This is a genomic window from Natrarchaeobaculum aegyptiacum (assembly GCF_002156705.1).
Classification (GTDB): domain Archaea; phylum Halobacteriota; class Halobacteria; order Halobacteriales; family Natrialbaceae; genus Natrarchaeobaculum; species Natrarchaeobaculum aegyptiacum.
In genome coordinates, this window is record NZ_CP019893.1 from 1000646 (window position 1) to 1018093 (window position 17448).

The 17448-nt window shown below is 65.7% G+C and carries 18 protein-coding genes; 7 read left to right on the top strand and 11 right to left on the bottom strand.

Annotated elements, in window-relative coordinates; all coding sequences use genetic code 11:
• Positions 1-201 precede the first annotated feature (201 nt).
• Positions 202-1374, bottom strand: a complete 1173-nt coding sequence (locus B1756_RS05015; RefSeq protein ID WP_086887556.1) for a DUF7118 family protein — start codon at positions 1372-1374, stop codon at positions 202-204.
• A 55-nt stretch (positions 1375-1429) separates the two neighbouring features.
• On the bottom strand, positions 1430-1801 hold the full coding sequence (gene hisI / locus B1756_RS05020; RefSeq protein WP_086887557.1) for a phosphoribosyl-AMP cyclohydrolase: 372 nt from the start codon (positions 1799-1801) through the stop codon (positions 1430-1432).
• A gap of 136 nt (positions 1802-1937) precedes the next feature.
• Here hisI and B1756_RS05025 point away from each other — a divergent pair, with 136 nt between their 5' ends.
• Positions 1938-2843 (top strand): alpha/beta fold hydrolase, encoded by a 906-nt coding sequence (locus B1756_RS05025; protein ID WP_086887558.1) that lies wholly within the window; start codon positions 1938-1940, stop codon positions 2841-2843.
• 62 nt (positions 2844-2905) lie between these two features.
• Here the strand turns inward: B1756_RS05025 and B1756_RS05030 are convergent, their stop codons facing one another.
• Complete coding sequence (locus B1756_RS05030) at positions 2906-3040, bottom strand: transporter (protein WP_086887559.1); 135 nt, start codon at positions 3038-3040, stop codon at positions 2906-2908.
• Between the two features lie 179 nt (positions 3041-3219).
• Here B1756_RS05030 and B1756_RS05035 point away from each other — a divergent pair, with 179 nt between their 5' ends.
• Both B1756_RS05035 and B1756_RS05040 read left to right on the top strand, forming a co-directional pair.
• Positions 3220-4014 (top strand): N-acyl homoserine lactonase family protein, encoded by a 795-nt coding sequence (locus tag B1756_RS05035; protein ID WP_086887560.1) that lies wholly within the window; start codon positions 3220-3222, stop codon positions 4012-4014.
• 77 nt (positions 4015-4091) lie between these two features.
• Positions 4092-4583, top strand: coding sequence for an acyl-CoA thioesterase (locus tag B1756_RS05040; protein WP_086887561.1), 492 nt, complete (start codon positions 4092-4094; stop codon positions 4581-4583).
• 33 nt (positions 4584-4616) lie between these two features.
• Here B1756_RS05040 and B1756_RS05045 read toward each other — a convergent pair whose 3' ends face one another.
• Together B1756_RS05045 and gatB are read right to left on the bottom strand one after the other, a co-directional pair.
• Positions 4617-5561, bottom strand: a complete 945-nt coding sequence (locus B1756_RS05045; RefSeq protein WP_086887562.1) for an MBL fold metallo-hydrolase — start codon at positions 5559-5561, stop codon at positions 4617-4619.
• A gap of 141 nt (positions 5562-5702) precedes the next feature.
• The gene (gene gatB / locus B1756_RS05050; RefSeq protein WP_086887563.1) at positions 5703-7193 is read right to left on the bottom strand and encodes an Asp-tRNA(Asn)/Glu-tRNA(Gln) amidotransferase subunit GatB; all 1491 of its coding nucleotides are present in this window, start codon (positions 7191-7193) and stop codon (positions 5703-5705) included.
• Positions 7194-7577: 384 nt separating this feature from the next.
• Here gatB and B1756_RS05055 point away from each other — a divergent pair, with 384 nt between their 5' ends.
• Positions 7578-8300 carry a DUF5828 family protein gene (locus B1756_RS05055; RefSeq protein WP_086887564.1) on the top strand — a complete coding sequence of 241 codons (723 nt, stop codon included), beginning with the start codon at positions 7578-7580 and terminating at the stop codon, positions 8298-8300.
• A gap of 144 nt (positions 8301-8444) precedes the next feature.
• A complete protein-coding gene (locus B1756_RS05060) occupies positions 8445-9074 on the top strand; it encodes a helix-turn-helix domain-containing protein (protein ID WP_086887565.1) in 630 nt (209 codons plus the stop codon).
• 99 nt (positions 9075-9173) lie between these two features.
• Here the strand turns inward: B1756_RS05060 and B1756_RS05065 are convergent, their stop codons facing one another.
• The 5 genes from B1756_RS05065 to B1756_RS05085 form a co-directional block, all read right to left on the bottom strand.
• Entirely contained in the window at positions 9174-9905 is a 732-nt protein-coding gene (locus tag B1756_RS05065) for a DUF2306 domain-containing protein (RefSeq protein WP_086887566.1), read from the bottom strand.
• A gap of 180 nt (positions 9906-10085) precedes the next feature.
• Positions 10086-11084, bottom strand: a complete 999-nt coding sequence (locus B1756_RS05070) for an amino acid ABC transporter permease (protein ID WP_086887567.1) — start codon at positions 11082-11084, stop codon at positions 10086-10088.
• 51 nt (positions 11085-11135) lie between these two features.
• Positions 11136-11861: an ATP-binding cassette domain-containing protein gene (locus B1756_RS05075; protein ID WP_152031344.1), complete on the bottom strand. Its 726-nt coding sequence runs from the start codon at positions 11859-11861 to the stop codon at positions 11136-11138.
• Positions 11862-11932: 71 nt separating this feature from the next.
• Positions 11933-12859: an amino acid ABC transporter permease gene (locus tag B1756_RS05080; protein ID WP_086887568.1), complete on the bottom strand. Its 927-nt coding sequence runs from the start codon at positions 12857-12859 to the stop codon at positions 11933-11935.
• Positions 12860-12870: 11 nt separating this feature from the next.
• Positions 12871-13701 (bottom strand): transporter substrate-binding domain-containing protein, encoded by an 831-nt coding sequence (locus B1756_RS05085; protein ID WP_086887569.1) that lies wholly within the window; start codon positions 13699-13701, stop codon positions 12871-12873.
• Positions 13702-13895: 194 nt separating this feature from the next.
• Between B1756_RS05085 and B1756_RS05090 the strand changes: the two genes are divergently transcribed.
• Positions 13896-15095: an inorganic phosphate transporter gene (locus B1756_RS05090; protein WP_086887570.1), complete on the top strand. Its 1200-nt coding sequence runs from the start codon at positions 13896-13898 to the stop codon at positions 15093-15095.
• A 52-nt stretch (positions 15096-15147) separates the two neighbouring features.
• The gene (locus B1756_RS05095) at positions 15148-15879 is read left to right on the top strand and encodes a hypothetical protein (RefSeq protein WP_086887571.1); all 732 of its coding nucleotides are present in this window, start codon (positions 15148-15150) and stop codon (positions 15877-15879) included.
• An 84-nt stretch (positions 15880-15963) separates the two neighbouring features.
• On the opposite strand, the gene B1756_RS05100 is transcribed toward B1756_RS05095, so the two are convergent.
• A complete protein-coding gene (locus tag B1756_RS05100; protein WP_086887572.1) occupies positions 15964-17349 on the bottom strand; it encodes a hemolysin family protein in 1386 nt (461 codons plus the stop codon).
• Positions 17350-17448: the final 99 nt, after the last annotated feature.

Genomic DNA, 17448 nt, shown 5'->3' on the forward strand with positions numbered 1-17448 from the left:
GGGTGCGTCGAAGTGGGTGCCGGCGCCAGCGAACTGACGGCGGCGAATGCGGTCGGCTGGCTACTCGGTGGAGGTAGGATCTCGAGGCGTAAAACGGACTCGCCAGCAGTCAACACGACTGTCTATCGGGAAATCCGACGTTCGGTCGGACGGCAGTGGGAGGACAGTCGACAGGGGACCGGACCCACAGCGGATCGACCGTCAGACCGGGTCCTCGACTTCGAGTGCGGCCTGCAACCGCTCGCGCTCTTCCCGGAGCGCCTCGAGTTCGTCGGCGACACGGCCGTTTGCCAGTCGGTCGCGCTCGTCGGGCGAGAGCTGAACCACTGCCTCGGCGGCGGTCTGAAGCCGGTCGTAGTCCGTCTCGTGCGTCCGGCGACTGACTCGTCGCAGAGCGGCGACGGTCTCCTCACCGGCGATGCGCTCGACGAACGGGCGGTACTCCCGCGCCCGTCGCTGGAGCACGCCCGCGGGTTCGGGCGGCCACGGAAGAGTCAGCGGCCCGGCACCGATGGCCTCGAGGTACGTCTGCTGGGTCGCCACCCGTCGCTTGAGTTCGTCGGCGTCCGCGACGAGGTGGGTGAGCTTCGACCGCGAGTAGTCGGCGTACTCGAGCAACTCCGGAATCGTGTACTCGCCGTCCGGACTCTCCTGGACGTACGCTCGGAGGTCCTCGGGCGGCCGCTCGAAATCGACGAACGGATAGAGACGACTGCGCTCGAGCAGGTCGAACACCTCGCGGGTCGACGCCTCGTCCAGGTAGGTCGCCATCGCCGACCGGACCGCGTCGTTGTACGCCTCGATCGGATCCCGGAGCTTCTCGACGGGAGCCTCGAGGTCGGCATCCCCGAGGTCGAGCAACCGTTCGCGCTCGTCGATGGCGTCGTCGATCTCGCGGACGCGAAGCGCGGCCCCCTTCCGGGCGTCGTCGAGCGTTTCACGGGCGGCCTCGCGTTCGTCGATCAGATCGGCGTACCGCTGGGCCGGCTCGAGTTTCCCGCGAGCACGGTCGAAGTCCGACTCGCTAAGCCGGCGTTTGTCGATCGCGTCGAGGGCGTCCTCGAACGCGTCGCGCCCCCGCAGGTCGTCTGGAAGGGAGTCGACGAGGGAGGCAAACTGCCCCTCGAGTTGTACGTAGGCCTTGAAGTTCTCCCGGCCGGTGCCCGTCGCCCGGTCGACGTACCGGTCGAGTAACTCAATCGCCGTCCGATAGGCGTCTGCGGCCTGTTCGACCGCCTCGCCGCCGTGATCGTCGATCTCGCGCTCGGCACGCTCGAACCGGTCGCGGGCAGCTTCGAGGTCCTCGAGCGGGGTCGATTCGTCTGTGGTTCGGCCGTCGGCGCTCGGGGCGGTCGCGTGTGCGTGGTCGCTCATGAGTGGCGTATCGGTCGTCGGTAGTCGCTCGTCGCTCGATCGGCAGTATCGATCCTCAGTCGTCGTACACCGCGTCGGGGTCGAACACCTGCTCGCCGACGTTCTCGCCGTCGACCGTGCGGTAGAAACACGAGCGGTGACCCGTGTGGCAGGCCCCGCCCTCCTGATCGACCAGGTACAGCAGGGTGTCGGCGTCGCAGTCGACCCGTACCTCGGAGACGTGCTGGACGTGCCCGCTCGTCTTGCCCTTCTGCCACAGCTCGTCCCGGCTCCGGGAGTAGTAGTGGGCCAGCCCCGTCTCGCGCGTCCGCTCGAGGGCGTCGGGGGAAACGTAGGCGAGCATCAACACCTCGCCGGTTTCGGCGTCCTGTGCGACGGCGGGGACCAGGCCATCCTCGCCGAAGTCGACCGCAACGGCGTCGTCCATAGTTCGATGGACGTTCGTCGTGCCGATAGGTCTTTTGTCACTCGAGCGCCCGCGCGTCAGCGCGGCCGCGACGACGTCGGGGAGCGGAGAGCCGTCCCCGACACTTTTGTCCGAACCCGTTGGATCTCCGCGAGAGATGTCACTCAGTACGAACGCGCCGCTTCCACCGATTCCGTCGGCCGAACGGGATCACCGCCTCGTCGACGGCGTACGACTCCACGTGGTCACGGCGGGCGACCCCGAGGATCCGCTGGTGGTCTTCCTGCACGGCTTCCCCGAGTTCTGGTACGAGTGGCGCGGCTACGTCGAGCGGTTCGTCGACGCCGGATACCGCGTACTGATCCCCGACCAGCGCGGCTACAACCTGAGCGAGAAACCCCATGGGATAGCGGCCTACCGACTGCCGCGACTCTCGAGTGACGTCGCCGGACTGATCGCGAGCGAGGGAAAAGACACCGCCCACGTGATCGGCCACGACTGGGGTGCGGTGGTCGCCTGGGACCTCGTGCTGCGCCGCCCTGCAGTCGTCGACCGGCTCGGCATCGTCAACGTCCCGCACCCGTCGGTATTCGGGCAAACGCTTCGCACGAACCCCAGACAGCTACTCAAGAGCTGGTACATCTACTACTTCCAGATACCACGGCTCCCGGAGTGGGGATCGAGACGCGCGGACTTCGCGCTCTGGCGACGGGCGATGGTCGGACCAGCGAAACCGGGAACGTTCACAGACACCGACCTCGAGCGCTACCGGCGCGCCTGGTCCGAACCGGGAGCGCCGACCGCGATGATCAACTGGTACCGGGCGATGGTCCGCCACCGCGACGGACCGCCGCGAGACCGCGTCCAGGCCCCGACGCTCGTCGTCTGGGGCGAACGCGATCAGGCGCTCGTTCCCGAGATGGCCCCGATGAGCATCGACTACTGCGAGGACGGCACGCTCGCTCGCTTTCCGTCCGCGACGCACTGGGTGATCCACGAGCATCCCGATCGCGTGTCGGAATTGCTGCTCGATCACCTCGCAGGCCGGTCTCCCGGGGGCTGACTCGAGTCTGCCACCGACCGCGGCCACGTTCGGACTCGCGAGGCCACTGCATCACCCGCGTCTCATTTGTCGAGTGCGAACCGGAGGACGAGCCCGAGCGCGATGACGAGCGCGCCGGAGATCGTCGCGATCGGCGGGATCGGAACGAACAGCAGGACGATCCCGGCGAGGATCACGATCGTCGAGAGCCTGACCATACGCGAATGTCGACGACCCAACGGGTAGTGGTGTGGCCGGCACTCGCAGCCGATTACCACCAGTGGGCGGCGAGCAGCGGGGACAGCGATGGCCGATGTGACAGCCACCGACTCGAGTCCTGTGAAGACCTAGCCCAGCCCTCCGATACGTTTTCCCGACTGTCAGTCGTCGACGACGTATGGTCGACGCGACCCTCACGCCGGTCGAGCGCGGCACGATCACCACCGACGCCAACAACGTCCTCGAGGGGGCTGTCCAGGGAACGGCCGCCGATCCGAACCCGGATCTCCTGCTGGGCGACGGCCCGGTCTACAACCTCGTGATCGAACACCCCGAGGCGACGATCCTCTGGGACACCGGCTCCCACCCCGAGGCCGACGCGGGCCACTGGCCCGCCGACCTCTACGATGCCTTCGAACACACCGGCCTCCGGCCGCTCGAGGACGACCTCGCAGACGCTGGGTACGACCTCGAGGAGATCGACGCGGTGATCCAGAGTCACCTGCACCTCGACCACGCGGGCGGTCTCTCCGCCTTCGCTGGCACCGACGTCCCGATCTACGTCCACGAGCGCGAACTGAAGTACGCCTACTACAGCGCCAAGACCGACGCGGGCGACGAGGCCTACATTGCCGGCGACTTCGACCACGACCTCGCGTGGCAGGTCGTCCACGGTGACCGCGAGTATCTCCACGACGGCCTCGAGTTCCTCCACCTGCCGGGCCACACGCCGGGTCTCCTCGGGGTCGTGCTCGAGGCGGACGGCGCGGGAACCGTGATCCTCGCGGGCGACCTCGCGTACTCGCGGACGAACTACGAGGACGAACACCCGATGGGTGGCAGCCTGCTCTGGAGCAAACGCCACTGGCTCGAGAGCGTGCGAACCGTCACAGACCTCGAGCGCCGCCACGACGCGACCGTGATCTGCGGACACGACGAGGCTGATCTCGAGCGGTTGCGAACCCTCGAGTAGCCGCTCAGCCGCGAGTGACTGGCCCCATCGACTGCCGGTGCCGGTACGACTTTGCTCCTCGAGACGGCGTGCAGTGTATGGACGAAGACCTGGCAGAGACACCCACACACGATACCGGATCGATCGAAACCGACGACCCGGCCATCGACCCGACACCCGACTTCGAGCCGCTGTTCGAACACCGTGTCCGGTTTGCCGAGACTGACATGCAGGGTGTCGTCTTCTACGGCGAGTACTTCACCTTTCAGGACGAGGCCGTCTCGGAGTTCTTCCGCCAGCTCGAGCACAGCCACGACGAGCAGGTCAAAGACGGCTGGCAGGTCCACGTCGTCAACGCCTCCCTCGACTATCGCGACACGTCGACCTTCGGCGACGTGCTCACCAACGAGTTGCGCGTCGCCGAGATCGGGACCTCGAGTCTCACGTTCGACCACCGGGTCGTTCGCGAGGACGGAACGGTCGTCGCCGAGGGAACCGTGACCCACGTTGCCGTCGACGTCGAGACCGAGCGGCCGACGCCGATTCCCGACGCGTTCCGGGAGGCAGTCGCAGCGTTCCAGAACGGGTAACCCGCACGAGCGAACCGACCAGCCACTCGACGCTCACTCGAGGGCGTACTCGCCAGTCGCCGCGTCGAACGAACAGACGCCCTCGTGGGCCAGGTGGTCGAGGTGGGCGAACGCCTCTCCGGGACCGTGGAGGATGTGAACGCCCGAGAGGTCGCCGAAGAGGTGGGCGCTGACCGTCCAGGCGTCACAGGGGCCGTACTCGGCGAGTATCTCGCGGACCCGTGCCGACCGCTCCTCGTGGTGCTCGAGGATCTCCCGCGCTCGCTCGGCTGGCTCCTCGATCGGATCGCGGTGACCCGGCCAGACCCGGTCGTAGTCACGTTCGAGGAGTCGTTCGAGCGTCTCCCGGTAGGTCTGGAGCGGACGATCCACGCGGACGTCCGCCCCACCGATGTTGGGCGTGTAGACCGGCAGCAGGGCATCCCCGACGAACGCTTCCGCGCCGCCGTCGAGTTCGTAGCTGCAGTGACCAGCGGTGTGACCGGGCGTGTGGATCGTCTCGAGTCGGTGGCCCGCCACCTCGAGTACCTCACCGTCTTCGATGGGAGTCACGTCGGCGGGCTCGCCCTTGAGGTGGATCGCGGCCTCGGCGAACGCGAGGAGTTCTTCCCGCGCATCCGCGGGGACGGCCCACTGGTCGAACCGTTCCTCACGGCGCGCCTCGAGTTCGTCCTCGACCCCCTCGGCCTGGGCGACCAGCGGGGCGTCTGCCTCGTGGACGTAGACGGTCGCATCACCCGCCGACTGGATCTCGCCCGCCAGCCCGGCGTGATCGACGTGGTAGTGGGTGAGAACGATCGCGTCGACGTCGGAAAACTCGTAGCCTCTGGCGGCCAGCCCCTTCTCGAGTTGCTCGCGCACCTCGGGCGTCGAGACGCCCGTGTCCACCAGCGCGAGTTCGTCACCGGAGTCGCGCTCGAGAACGTAGGCGTCGTTCAGGCCCTCGAACTCGTCGTTACCCAGCGTGATGCGGTCCATGAAAACTCTCGATGAATTGTTTGATAATAAGACGCGGGGTTCCGGAAGTGGCCGCCCTCATCCGGTGTATGTACGCGAGTGACACACGAAATGTGTCGAAAAAGAGGTAATATGTCCCGAGAGAGCCTCCCAGCGGGCAGCCTACCCCTCGAGTTCCGCACGCAGCAACTGGTTCACGTCACCGGGGTCGGCACTGCCCCCGGTCTTTTGCATGACCTGTCCCACGAGGAAGTTGATCGCGCCGTCGTCGCCGGACTCGTAGTCGGAGACAGCACCCGGATTCTCCTCGATGGCTTCCTTGACGGCCACCTGCACCTCGTCGGCGTCGGTCTTGCCGAGTCCTTCGGCCTCGACGATCGCGTCGGGCTCGTCGCCCTCGTCGAGCATCGTCCGGAGGACCACTTCTCTGGCGTTCTTGGCCGTGATCGCCTCGTCGGCGACGAGTTCGACGAGTCGGTGAACCTCCTCGAGTCGCCCCTCGAGGTCCGTAATTTCCATGTCGCGGTAGTTGAGTTCGCCGAGCAGTTCGTCGGCGACCCAGGTCGCCGCGAGGTCCGGGTCGAACTCCTGGGCGACGTCCTCGTAGAAGTCCGCGACCTGCTTGGTCGAGGTCAGCTTCGAGGCGGCCTCCTCGCTCAGGTCGTACTCCTCCTGGAACCGCTCGCGACGAGCAGAGGGCAGTTCTGGAATCGCAATCTCGTCTTTCCAGTGAGAGACCCGCAGCGGTGGCAGGTCGGCCTCACGGAAGTACCGGTAATCTTTCTCCGCTTCTTTCGAACGCATCGAAACCGTGATCCCGCGGGCCTCGTCCCAGTGGCGGGTCTCCTGTTCGACCGCGCGCCCGCGCTGGATGGCGTTTCTCTGGCGAGTCTCCTCGTAGGCCAGCGCCTTCTCTGCACCCTTGTGACTCGAGATGTTCTTGACCTCCGTCCGGTTTGCGGCCTCGAGTGCTTCGTCGCCGATCTCGTCGACGTCATCGCCGTCGATCTCTTCGTCGGGGATGATCGAGAGGTTAGCGTCGACGCGCAGGCTGCCGTCGCGGGCGGCGTCGAACACGCCCAGATACTCGAGGACCTCCTCGAGTTCGGCGAGGAAGGCCCTGACCTCGCCTGGGCTGCGGAAGTCCGGCGCGGTGACGATCTCCATCAGCGGCGTCCCCGCGCGGTTGTAGTTCACGAGCGTGTAGTCGGCGGTATCGATCCCGCCGCCGACGTGCTGGAGGCTCCCCGGGTCCTCTTCTAAGTGCGCGCGCTCGATCGTGATCGTCCGACGGGTGCCCTCGACTGCCACCTCGAGTTCGCCGTCGGCACAGATTGGCTCGTCGTACTGGGTGATCTGGAAGTTCTTCGGCAGATCGGGGTAGAAGTAGTTCTTCCGGTGAAAGCGCGTCTCCTCCGGGATGTCGGCGTCGATCGCCTTGCCGATCTTGACGGCAGCCTCGACGGCGGCCTCGTTTATCACCGGGAGCGCACCGGGCAGGCCGAGACAGACCGGGCAGACGTGCTCGTTGGGCTCGTCGGTCTGTTCGGTCGAACAGCCACAGAAGATCTTCGTGTCGGTCTCCAGCTGGACGTGCACCTCGAGGCCGATGACGGTCACGAGGTCGCCCTGCTGGACGGTCTGGGCAGTCATTAACGGCGATTCGGGCCGGCGGGGGTAAAACGTAACGGGACGAACTCGCTAGTCGATTGTCGTGCTCGGTGAAACGACTACAACTCGGTTGATGTCACCACGAAAGCCCCTGCCGGCGTCCAGTCGATGGGCTCGCTGTGCGCTTCAGTCGCTTCGCTCCTTCCAGTGCTTACGTCGCCCGTCTTCCCGGACGCCGGCAGCCCCTTTCATTCCCACCCATGTCGACTGACCGGTCAAGCTACGCCAGTGGGAATGAAAGGGGCCGAACGGGTCGACCATCCCCGACGAAGCAAGCACGACTACCCCACCATATTGTCTGACCAGGACTGGTCCACGCAGCAAGGAAGTTTATACCAGTCGGCGCCTTACCACCGCGCCAGCCGAATGGAAGAGAGCATCTCGGGATTCAAAGTCCGCGGCGACTGGGCCGACGTCGTCGAACACGGCGAGCGGATCACGCGCGCGCTGCGCGACGCCGGCGTTCACGACCCCGGTGGCACCCACGCCGAGCGCTTCGTCGACGCCTTCGAGGAGTGGGACGAGTGGCGACCCAAGGCCCACGAGACCCTCGAGGCCGACGTCAACGAGAAGACCGCAGAGCAGGCCCACGTCGAGGAAGGGAAAGGAGAGAAAGCCGGCAAGGGACCAGACGAGGACATCAAGACCGCCGGCGAGAAGCTCTCTGAATCCTACGAACAGCTCGAGGAGGACGACCCGGAGGGAGCAGTCGACAACTGGAAGGAGTCGATCGACTACGTCGCGCGGGCGGCCGACTCCGCGGGTCGAAAGGCACTGCGCCGGGTCGAGGACACCGTCTACCAGAACGTGATGACCCAGCTCGCTCCGTACTACTTCGACAACGAACTGGTGAGTGCGAACATCCAGCAGTCGGCTCGTGGCGCTGACAACGGCGAACAGTTCGTCTTCGAGGTCAACGTCAACGACGACGCCCTGAAAGACGACGTCTCCGATCGACTCGCCGAATTCGACGACGAAGTCGACCGCTGGCACGTCGAGGTCGAAAAGGATACCGACGCCGCGGAAGCGATCGAGGGTGCCGAACCACCGCCGGAGCCCGACGACACCTCGAAGTCGACGACGAACTGAGAACGACCGACACCCCTTCGACTCGTATGCGAGACATCGCATGAGCGTGTCGTCACGTCCACACGAGACGGCAGTACTGTCTCGCTCGCTCGAGCGGGCGGCCCAAAGAGGTTGGTTCCGTCGGTCCGTCCGGTCAGACGACCGATGATCACGGCATCGCTACAGATTCGATTACCCGAGGAGACGTGGCTCGCAGCGGTGTCGACCACGTACCCGAGTGCGACCTTTCGCCTCCTGACAGGGATCCGGACCGGGGAGACCGCGGTCGAGCTTGGCGAGGTCGTCGCCGACGATCCGATCGCCGTCTCGGAGACGATCGCTGCCCAGCCGTCGATCGTCCACTACGAACGCCTCGAGGCGACCGACGATCGCGGGCTCGCGAAGTACGAAACGACAGAGACTCGACTCTACGAGTTCATCGAAGCGTCGTCGTTGCCACCGGAGTTCCCGATCGTCGCTCGCGATGGCTGGTACGAACTGGACTTTACCGGCACGCAGGACCAACTCGATCAGCTCCGCGCCGGCCTCGAGGCGCTCGACCGATCGTACGAACTCCTCTCGATCGTCCAGACCCGGGAGGCGAACGACCTGCTTACAGAGCGACAGCGAGAGGTGCTCGAGGCTGCGTTTCGGGCTGGCTACTTCGAGGTCCCGCGGGAGTGTACGCTCGAGGAGCTTGCTGCGGACCTCGAGGTCGACAAATCGACAGCGAGCGGCATCCTTCGGCGCGGCGAACGGCGAGTGCTGCAGCGAGTGCTGTCGGGCGCTCGGTGAGAGTCCGGGTGGGCGACGGATCGGGCCGACCCTCGTGGCGTCCGGTCGGAGGGCAACTGATCGGATCGACGGAGTGGCGCTCGACTCGGAAACCGTCGATCACGCACCGGGCGCGAACTGGGGGGTGTACCTCCGGATCGCGTACCCGATGAGCGGAACGCCGAGGGCCGTTGGGCCGAGCCAGCGTAACAGCGGCGGAATCGACGTGAGGTTGACCGTGACGGCAGCCGTCACGGTCGCGATGTACGCCCCGCCCATGAAAGCGATGTGGGACTGGATCCACGGCGGGCGAGCGAGGGGACCGCCACGGGTGCTCACGAGCGTGAACACCGCGAACGCGGCACCAATCCCACCGAAGGCGGCGAGGGCGGGTGCCAGTCCGATCGGCCCGGTAACCGTCTGCCAGCCTCCGGCAATCACCATCGCCGTGCCGACGACGATCATCGTTCCGTGGCCGGTGTAGTCGATCGTCGTCGGTCGCGTCGACGCGGCACGCCGACTGCGAGCACGGTAGCCGCCGAAGACGAGGTAGCCGCTGAAGACGGCGATCGCCAGCAGGAACCAGTTCGACGCCCAGTAGGCCATCGGAAGGGCCGTGACGACCACGACGCCCATCGTCAGCGCGTAGCAGCGGCCGACGAGGCGATGTCGTCGACCACCTTTTCGCGTCAGTATCGCGCCGAGTCCCGCGCCGAGGGCGATGACACCCGCAGCGATGTGGACGGCAAACACGAGCGCGATACCGAACCCTGCACTGGCACCGCTATCGATGGCCGGAATCGATCCGACGACAGTCGATGGTGGAATCGAGTTCGTCACGACGAGTGACACTCCCGGAGCACGACCGGAATAGCTTCCCCCAACACGTTGGGCTACACTCGAGACCCGGGACTGCGCCCCGGCCACGTCCGATCCGTACCTGTGGGTACTCGAGGTACGACATACAGAACTACCGCACGGAGTCCCAGCGGACGAATGTATCCCGCGACGGGCATACGCGGGAATCGAGAGTCACTCCGTCGTGCCCTGCTGCCGTCCGTCGGCACTGCCGATCCCGGGGACGGCGACGCGGCGCTCGACGCGGTCCATCAGGTTCGTCGCCGAGAGGACGATTCCGATGTAGACGATGGCCAGCAGCGTGAAGATCGGCGTGTACTCGAACGTCGACGAGGCGATCCTGCTCGCCCGGTAGTACAGTTCTGGCACCGTGATGAATCCGGCCAGCGAGGAGTACTTGATCAGGTAGACCAGTTCGTTCGTCCACGCCGGAATCGCGTACCGGAGCGTCTGTGGAAGCACGACGTGGCGAATGCCCTCGAGTTTCGAGAGGCCGATCGCCCGCGCGGCGGTCAGCTGTCCGTCGTCGACGCTCTCTAAAGCCCCACGGATGTACTCGGCCTGATAGGCCGAGCCGTTGATCGTGAAGCCGATGATGGCGATCCAGAAGGCGTAGTCGGGGACGAACCCATGGCCGACGACCTCCATGTCGTTGAGCCAGATCGGCAGGTACGGCGTGTAGTAGAGGACGAACAGCTGGGCGAGCAGCGGCGTCCCACGGATCAGTTCGGTGTAGGTGAGCGAGAGCCACCGGAACGGGCCGCCGTAGACCCGGAGCACCGCTACCGGCACGGCGATGAAGAAGCCGAGGACGATCGCGACCGACGTGATGACGACCGTGTACCACGCACCGGTCGCCAGCGCAGGGCCGATGTCGATCGCGAGTGCGAGCCCGTCGACGAACGCGGCGGGCCACTCGAGCGGGATGTGAACGGGACCGAGCGCGATCACCGACCCCTCGAGCGTCTCGGCGACGGCCTCGAGCGGTGCCGACGAGAGAAACGGCTCGCCCTCGCCGGGGCCAAACCCCGTGCGAGAGAGCGCGAAGTCGTACACCCAGCGAACGAGCAACCAGGCCCAGAAGAGAGCGAGCGCACCCACTAACAGGCGTTGCTCGAGGTCGACGCTCGAGGCGCGGAGCCGTTCGAGGCCGAGGCCCTTCGAGACGCTCATCGACGCGCGGTCACCTCCTGACAGGAACTGGACTCGCCGGGGCGACAGGCGTCAGTCATGGCTGATGCTCTCGAAGAACCGCTTCGTTCGCTCGTGTCTGGGGTCGTCGAACATCCGGTCCGGCGGGCCGCGTTCGACGATCTCGCCGCCCTCGAGGAAGGAGATGCTCGAGGCGGCCCCGCGGGCGAAGCGCATCTCGTGGGTGACGACGACCATCGTCATCCCATCGTCGACGAGTTCGCGCATGACCGCGAGCACCTCGTTGCTGAGTTCGGGATCGAGTGCGCTCGTCGGTTCGTCGAACAGCATCACCTTGGGGTCCATCGCGAGTGCGCGGGCGATGCCGACGCGCTGTTTCTGTCCGCCCGACAGCTGTGCCGGGTAGGAGTCGGCCTGATCCCCCAGTCCGACGCGCGCGAGTTCGGCGTCTGCGCGGTCGCGCGCCTCCGCCTCGCCCATTCCGCGGACCTTCTGCAGGCCGAGCATGACGTTCTTGCGAGCAGTGAGGTGCGCGAAGAGGTTGATGTCCTGGAACACCATCCCGATCTGCTGGCGGATCTCGTCCGGGTCGGTGTCGCCGGTCACCTCGACGTCGCCGAGGAAGATGTGCCCCTCGTCGACCTCCGTCAGGCGGTTGAGACACCGCAACAGCGTCGACTTGCCGCTGCCGCTGGGGCCGACGAGCACCTCGACGTCGCCGCGGCCGATCTCGAGGGAGACGCCGTGGAGGACGCGCTCGTCGCCGTAGGACTTGTAGACGTCGTCGATCCGCAACAGCGGCTCGGTTCGATACTCCGTCCCTGTCTCCGTCTCGGTGTCGGTCGCGTCTGTCGTCGGTTCGGTATCGGTCACGCTGTCTCACCCGGAATCGCGAATCTGTGGCTCAGGTAGTCGAGCAGCCGGTTCGTGCCGAAGGTCAGCACGAAGTAGACCAGGCTGATGAAGACGATTACTTCCAGCACGGCCGACGTCTCCTGAATGAAGAGGTCGTGGCCGCGCTTGAGCAGTTCGCCGAGGCCGATCGCAAACGCGATCGACGTGTCTTTCAGCACGATCGTGAACTCGTTCTGGAAGCCGGGGACGCTCCGACGCATCGCCTGGGGGACCATCACGTGTCGGATCGCCTCGAGTCGGCTCATCCCGATCGAGCGGGCGGCCTCCATCTGGCCGTCGTCGATGCTCTGGAGTGCTCCGCGAAAGATCTGTGACTGGTAGGCCGCGCTGCGGAAGCCGAGCGCGAGCGTCGCCGCGAGGAACGCCTCGGGGACTTCCGCCGGCACGGGAACCGGCGTCGATGCGAACATCACCTCGAGTGCACGTCGGACGAATTCGGCCGCGTCGAGGATGGGACCGATCGGGAGCACGAAGTACGTAAAGATCATGATCACCAGGATCGGCGTGCCCCGGATCAGGACGCCGGCTTTCCTGACGAACGCCCGTGAGTACCCCGACCCGTACACCTCGATCGCCCCCGCGGGGAAGCCAGCGAGAAAGCCGAGCAGGATGCTCGTCAGCGTCAGGGCGACCGTGATCGCCGCCCCCCACAACAGGTAGTCTGCGTTGTCGAGGACGAACTCCACGTTATCGACGGCGGACTCCCAGTCTTCGCCGAGATAGGTCGTGGCGTACTCCTCGAGCAGCGAGGCCTCGAGCGGCACGGCCGCTGTCGAGAGCAGTGAGGGGTCGAACGCCGTCGACGCGGCAACCCCGGTGATCGCCGACCACAGCGAAAGCGCCGCGACGACGGTAGACGGTACGACGAGTTCACCTGCCATGACCGGTCAGGTTACTCGTCGAACCACTCCCGGGTGATGTCGTCGTACTGGCTCGACTCCCGGACGGCCGTGATCCCCTCGCTCAGTGCCTGCTGGAGGTCGTCCTCGCCCTGTCGGACGCCGAAGCCGTACTCTTCGCCGGTCTCGAACGTGAACGCGATCTCGACGTCGCGGTCGTCCGCGAACGACTCGGCGACCGGTTCGTCGATGACGATCGCGTCGAGAGTCCCACGCTCGAGTTCCTCGATCGCGAGGACGTAGTTGTCGTACGAATCGTAGTCGCCCTCGTCGATCAGTCCCTCCCCGATCAGTTCGTCCTCGACGATCCCCTCGCCGGTCGTCCCTGACTGAGCGCCGACGTTGTGGCCCTCGAGGTCGGCCAGTTCCGCGGGCTGGACGTCCCCGCCGGTCTGGACGAGCACCGTCTGGTCTGCGCTGTAGTACGGGTCGCTGAACGCGATCGTCTCCTCGCGCTCCTCGGTGATCGTCATCGCCGCCGCGATGACGTCGATGTTCTCGTTCTCGAGAGAGGGGATCAGGCCGTCGAACTCGATCTCCTGCCAGCCGGCGAGTTCGTACTCGGTCTCGTCGATCACCGCCTCGAGCAGGTCGATGTCGAAGCCGACGAGTTCGCCGTCGATGACCATCTCGAACGGCTCGAAGCCGGGTGCCGTGCCGGCGACGATCTCGTTGTTTTCGTCGTCGTCACCGCCATCGGCTGTATCGTCGTCACCGTCGTCTGCGTCCTGAAGACAGCCAGCCAGGCCGACCGTTGTGATACCTGCTGCACCGGATAGTTTCAGGTACGTCCGCCTGTCGAATTGTCTCGTCTGGTCCACCATTGTCTACGTGGTAGTACCACGGAACTGGTTTATAGGTTAAGATTTAAACCGCTGTTCCGGATGGCCGAGCAATAATTTACTTCGGTCACGGCGATCGAATCGACCGCTCCGGTTCGGGCCGATCGATCCACCCATCTCGAGTGACAGTTCGCTGTCGGCACACACTTGTACTGGCCGCTGTAACCCCCGGGTAGATGGTCGAGATCGCGACGATCGCGACGTTCCTGATCGCCGCCGTCGCCAGCATGTTCATGGCGTGGGCGATCGGGGCGGGCTCGAGTGGGTCGACGCCGTTCGCGCCGGCGGTCGGGGCCAACGCGATATCTGTGATGCGGGCAGGGTTTCTGGTCGGCATCCTCGGATTCGCCGGTGCGGTGCTCCAGGGGATGAACGTCTCCGAGACGATGGGCGAAGACCTGATCGGTGGGGTGGTCCTCTCGCCGTCGGCGGCGACGATCGCGCTCGTCATCGCGGCGACGCTCGTGGCGATCGGGATCTTCACTGGCTACCCGATAGCGACGGCGTTCACGGCGACCGGGGCCGTCATCGGCGTCGGACTCGCCATGGGTGGGGACCCGGCGTGGTCGACCTACACGGAGATCGCCGCGATGTGGATTCTCACGCCCTTCGTCGGGATCGCACTCGCCTACGTCATCGCTCGAGCGCTCCGTGACGAACCCCTCCCGGAGCGCTACGTGATGATCGGACTGGCTGGGCTCGTCGGCTTGCTCGTCGCCAACATCGAGTTCGCGGTGCTCGGGTCGGACGGCGATGGGGCGTCGCTGGCGGAAACGATTGGCTCGCTGTTACCGGTTCCCGCCGTCGTCGGCATCGTGATCGGGACCGTGGGGATGATCCTCCTGTGGGTCGTTCCGACGGCGCTGGCGGTGCGCAACGATCCGGAACGCGCCCAGCGACGGTTCCTGCTGGTGATGGGTGGACTCGTTGCGTTCTCCGCGGGCGGCAGTCAGGTCGGGCTGGCGATCGGCCCGCTCGTGCCCCTATCCGGCGACATCGGCTTGCCGATGCTCGCGTTGCTCTTCGGCGGCGGCGTCGGACTCCTCGTTGGCTCGTGGACCGGCGCTCCCCGGATGATCAAGGCGATCTCACAGGACTACTCCTCGCTCGGCCCACGCCGGTCGATCGCCGCGCTCATCCCCTCGTTCGCGATCGCGCAGGCAGCGGTGCTCTTTGGCATCCCGGTCTCGTTCAACGAGATCATCGTCAGCGCGATCATCGGCAGTGGGTACGCCGCGAGTGGCTCCGGCGGGGGCGTCAGTGCCCGCAAGATGGGCTACACCGTCCTCGCGTGGATCGCCTCGCTGACGGGCGCAATCCTCATCGCCTTTACCGGCTACTGGACGTTCTCACTCGCAGTCTCGTCGCTCTTCTAGACGGGCGACGCACATCGAACGGGCTTTACCCCATCAGTGACCAAATCGGCACATGGACGTGGCCGAGGATCCGTTCGACTCGAGTCTCGACGGCGACGACACCGTCCAGTGGCGACGCGACGCCTCGAACTCGTGGACGGTTCGCCTGCTGTGGTCACTCGGCGTCGGTACCTTCCTCGCGATGATCAGCATCGTCGTCTTCTGGCGCTTCTACGACATCGCCCGGCAGACCGACGCCGGGATCGCCGTCCTCGCCGTCCTCGCACTCGTCGCACTGACACTCCTCGTGCTCGCAGTCGTCCCCAGCGCCCCGCGACGGCTCGCCAACCGCCTCTCTGTGGAGCGCGTGAGCGAACGCGGGCTGGATCGGATCAGCCACGCGGCAGCGGGCACGCTCGTGATGGGGCTCGTCATCGGGCTCCTGATGGCCGCCGGGAGACTCGCCGCCCACGACGGAGCGTTCGGCGAAATTGGTGACGGACTGTTCACCGGCATCGCGGCGCTCTCCCTGCCGCTGGCGCTCGTCGCACTCGCGTTCGCTTCGTTCGCGAGTTCTCGCGGCGCGATCGACTGCGAGGAAGGCGTCCTCTACGTCGACGAACCTGACCAGGCGATCGACCTCGAGTACGTCGTCAACGCCTCGAGCAGGGAGATCGGCGGAGCGACCTACGTGAAGCTCACCTACGCACGACCCGACAACACGTACGTCCCGGGCCCGCGACGCCTGATGGTCCCGCCGGAGATCGCGAGGGAACTCGAGCGAACGGTCGCCCAGACGTCGTGACTGTGGGTGCTGCGTCCCGGATCGAAAAGTGACCACCTCGACGATTCGCCACCAGCCGCGCTCAAAAGAGAGCGACGAGAGAACTCACCCGCTCGAGTCGCCCGCCTCGTCTGCGACCGCCTCGTCGGTCCCCGACTCCACCTCGAGTTTCTGGAGCCGAGCTTTCATGATGCGGGTGTTCTCGACGGTCTCGACGGTGATGCGGACGCCGTCGTAGGTGATCTCCTCGCCTTCCTCGACCAGCCGACCGGCGCGATTGAAGATGAAGCCGGCGATGGTTTCGAACTCCTCGCCTTCCGGCAGGTCGATCTCGAGAGCCTCGTTGACGTCCTCGATGTTGACCTCGCCGCGGACCAGAATTGTTCGCTCGTCGAGGTCCTCGATCGGGAGTTCCTCGCCGCCCTCTAAGATCTCGCCGACGATCTCCTCGACCATGTCCTCCATCGTGACCAGTCCTTCAGTGGTGCCGAACTCGTCGATGACGATCGCCATGTGGAGGCGGTTTTCGCGCATCTCGGTGAGGAGTTCGTCGACGTTCTTCGACTCGGGAACGTGCAGCGTCGGCTGGATCAGGTCGTCTAGCTCGAGGTCGTCGTCGGCTTCGCCGTAGTTCAGGTCCCGGACGAGGTCGCGAATGCGGACGACGCCGAGGATGTTGTCGAGGCTCCCGTCGTAGACGGGGATCCGGCCGTGACCGCTCTGGATACAGGTCTCGATCGCCTCGTCGATGTCGGCGTCTTTCGGGACGGCCGTGACGTCGAGTCGCGGTGTCATCACCTCCTTGACGATAGTGTTGTTGAACCGGAAGATCCGCTGGAGCATCTCGTGTTCTTCTTCCTCGAGGACGCCTTCGCGCTCGCCGGACTCGATCATCTCCTGGATCTCGTCGCGGGTGACGTAGGGGGTCTCGATCGCGCCCGTCGAGCCGGTCAGACGGTTGACCTGCCGGGTGAGGTAATCGAAGAGGACGATGAGCGGAAAGAGCAGGTACTCGGTCGCCTTCAGCGGCTTCGAGATGCGGACCGCCCACGACTCGGTATTCTCGACCGCGTAGGACTTGGGGACGCTCTCGCCGAAGAGGAGCACGATCGCGGTGATGCCGAACGTCGCGAGGACGACCGCAGTCAGGCCGCCGAAATAGAGGCCGAGGAGGGCGGTCGCGATCGACGACATCGCGATGTTGACGATGTTGTTCCCGACGAGGATCGTCACGAGCAGGCGGTGGGGGTCGTCCTTGAGCCGTTTGACGAGGGCGGCCCCCTCGACGCCGTCCTCGACCATCCCCTCGAGGCGGTGGCGCGGCAGGTTGAACATCGCGATCTCCGACGAGGAGAAAAAGCCGGAGAGCGCGATGAGTACAGCGACTGCGAGCACGCCGAGAGCCGTCACCGTCGACTGGTCGACCTCGAGGCCGACCACGGGGACGTCGGCGGCCGCGAGCACCATCTCGAGGGGGAGCCAGAAGGCCATCAATGTCGTCCGTAGCGCCCGGATCGGTTAACAGTTTACCATTTTTCCGCGCGAGTGCAGGCCGTCGTTTCGTTCGACGACTCGAGTGGGGTCGATCCG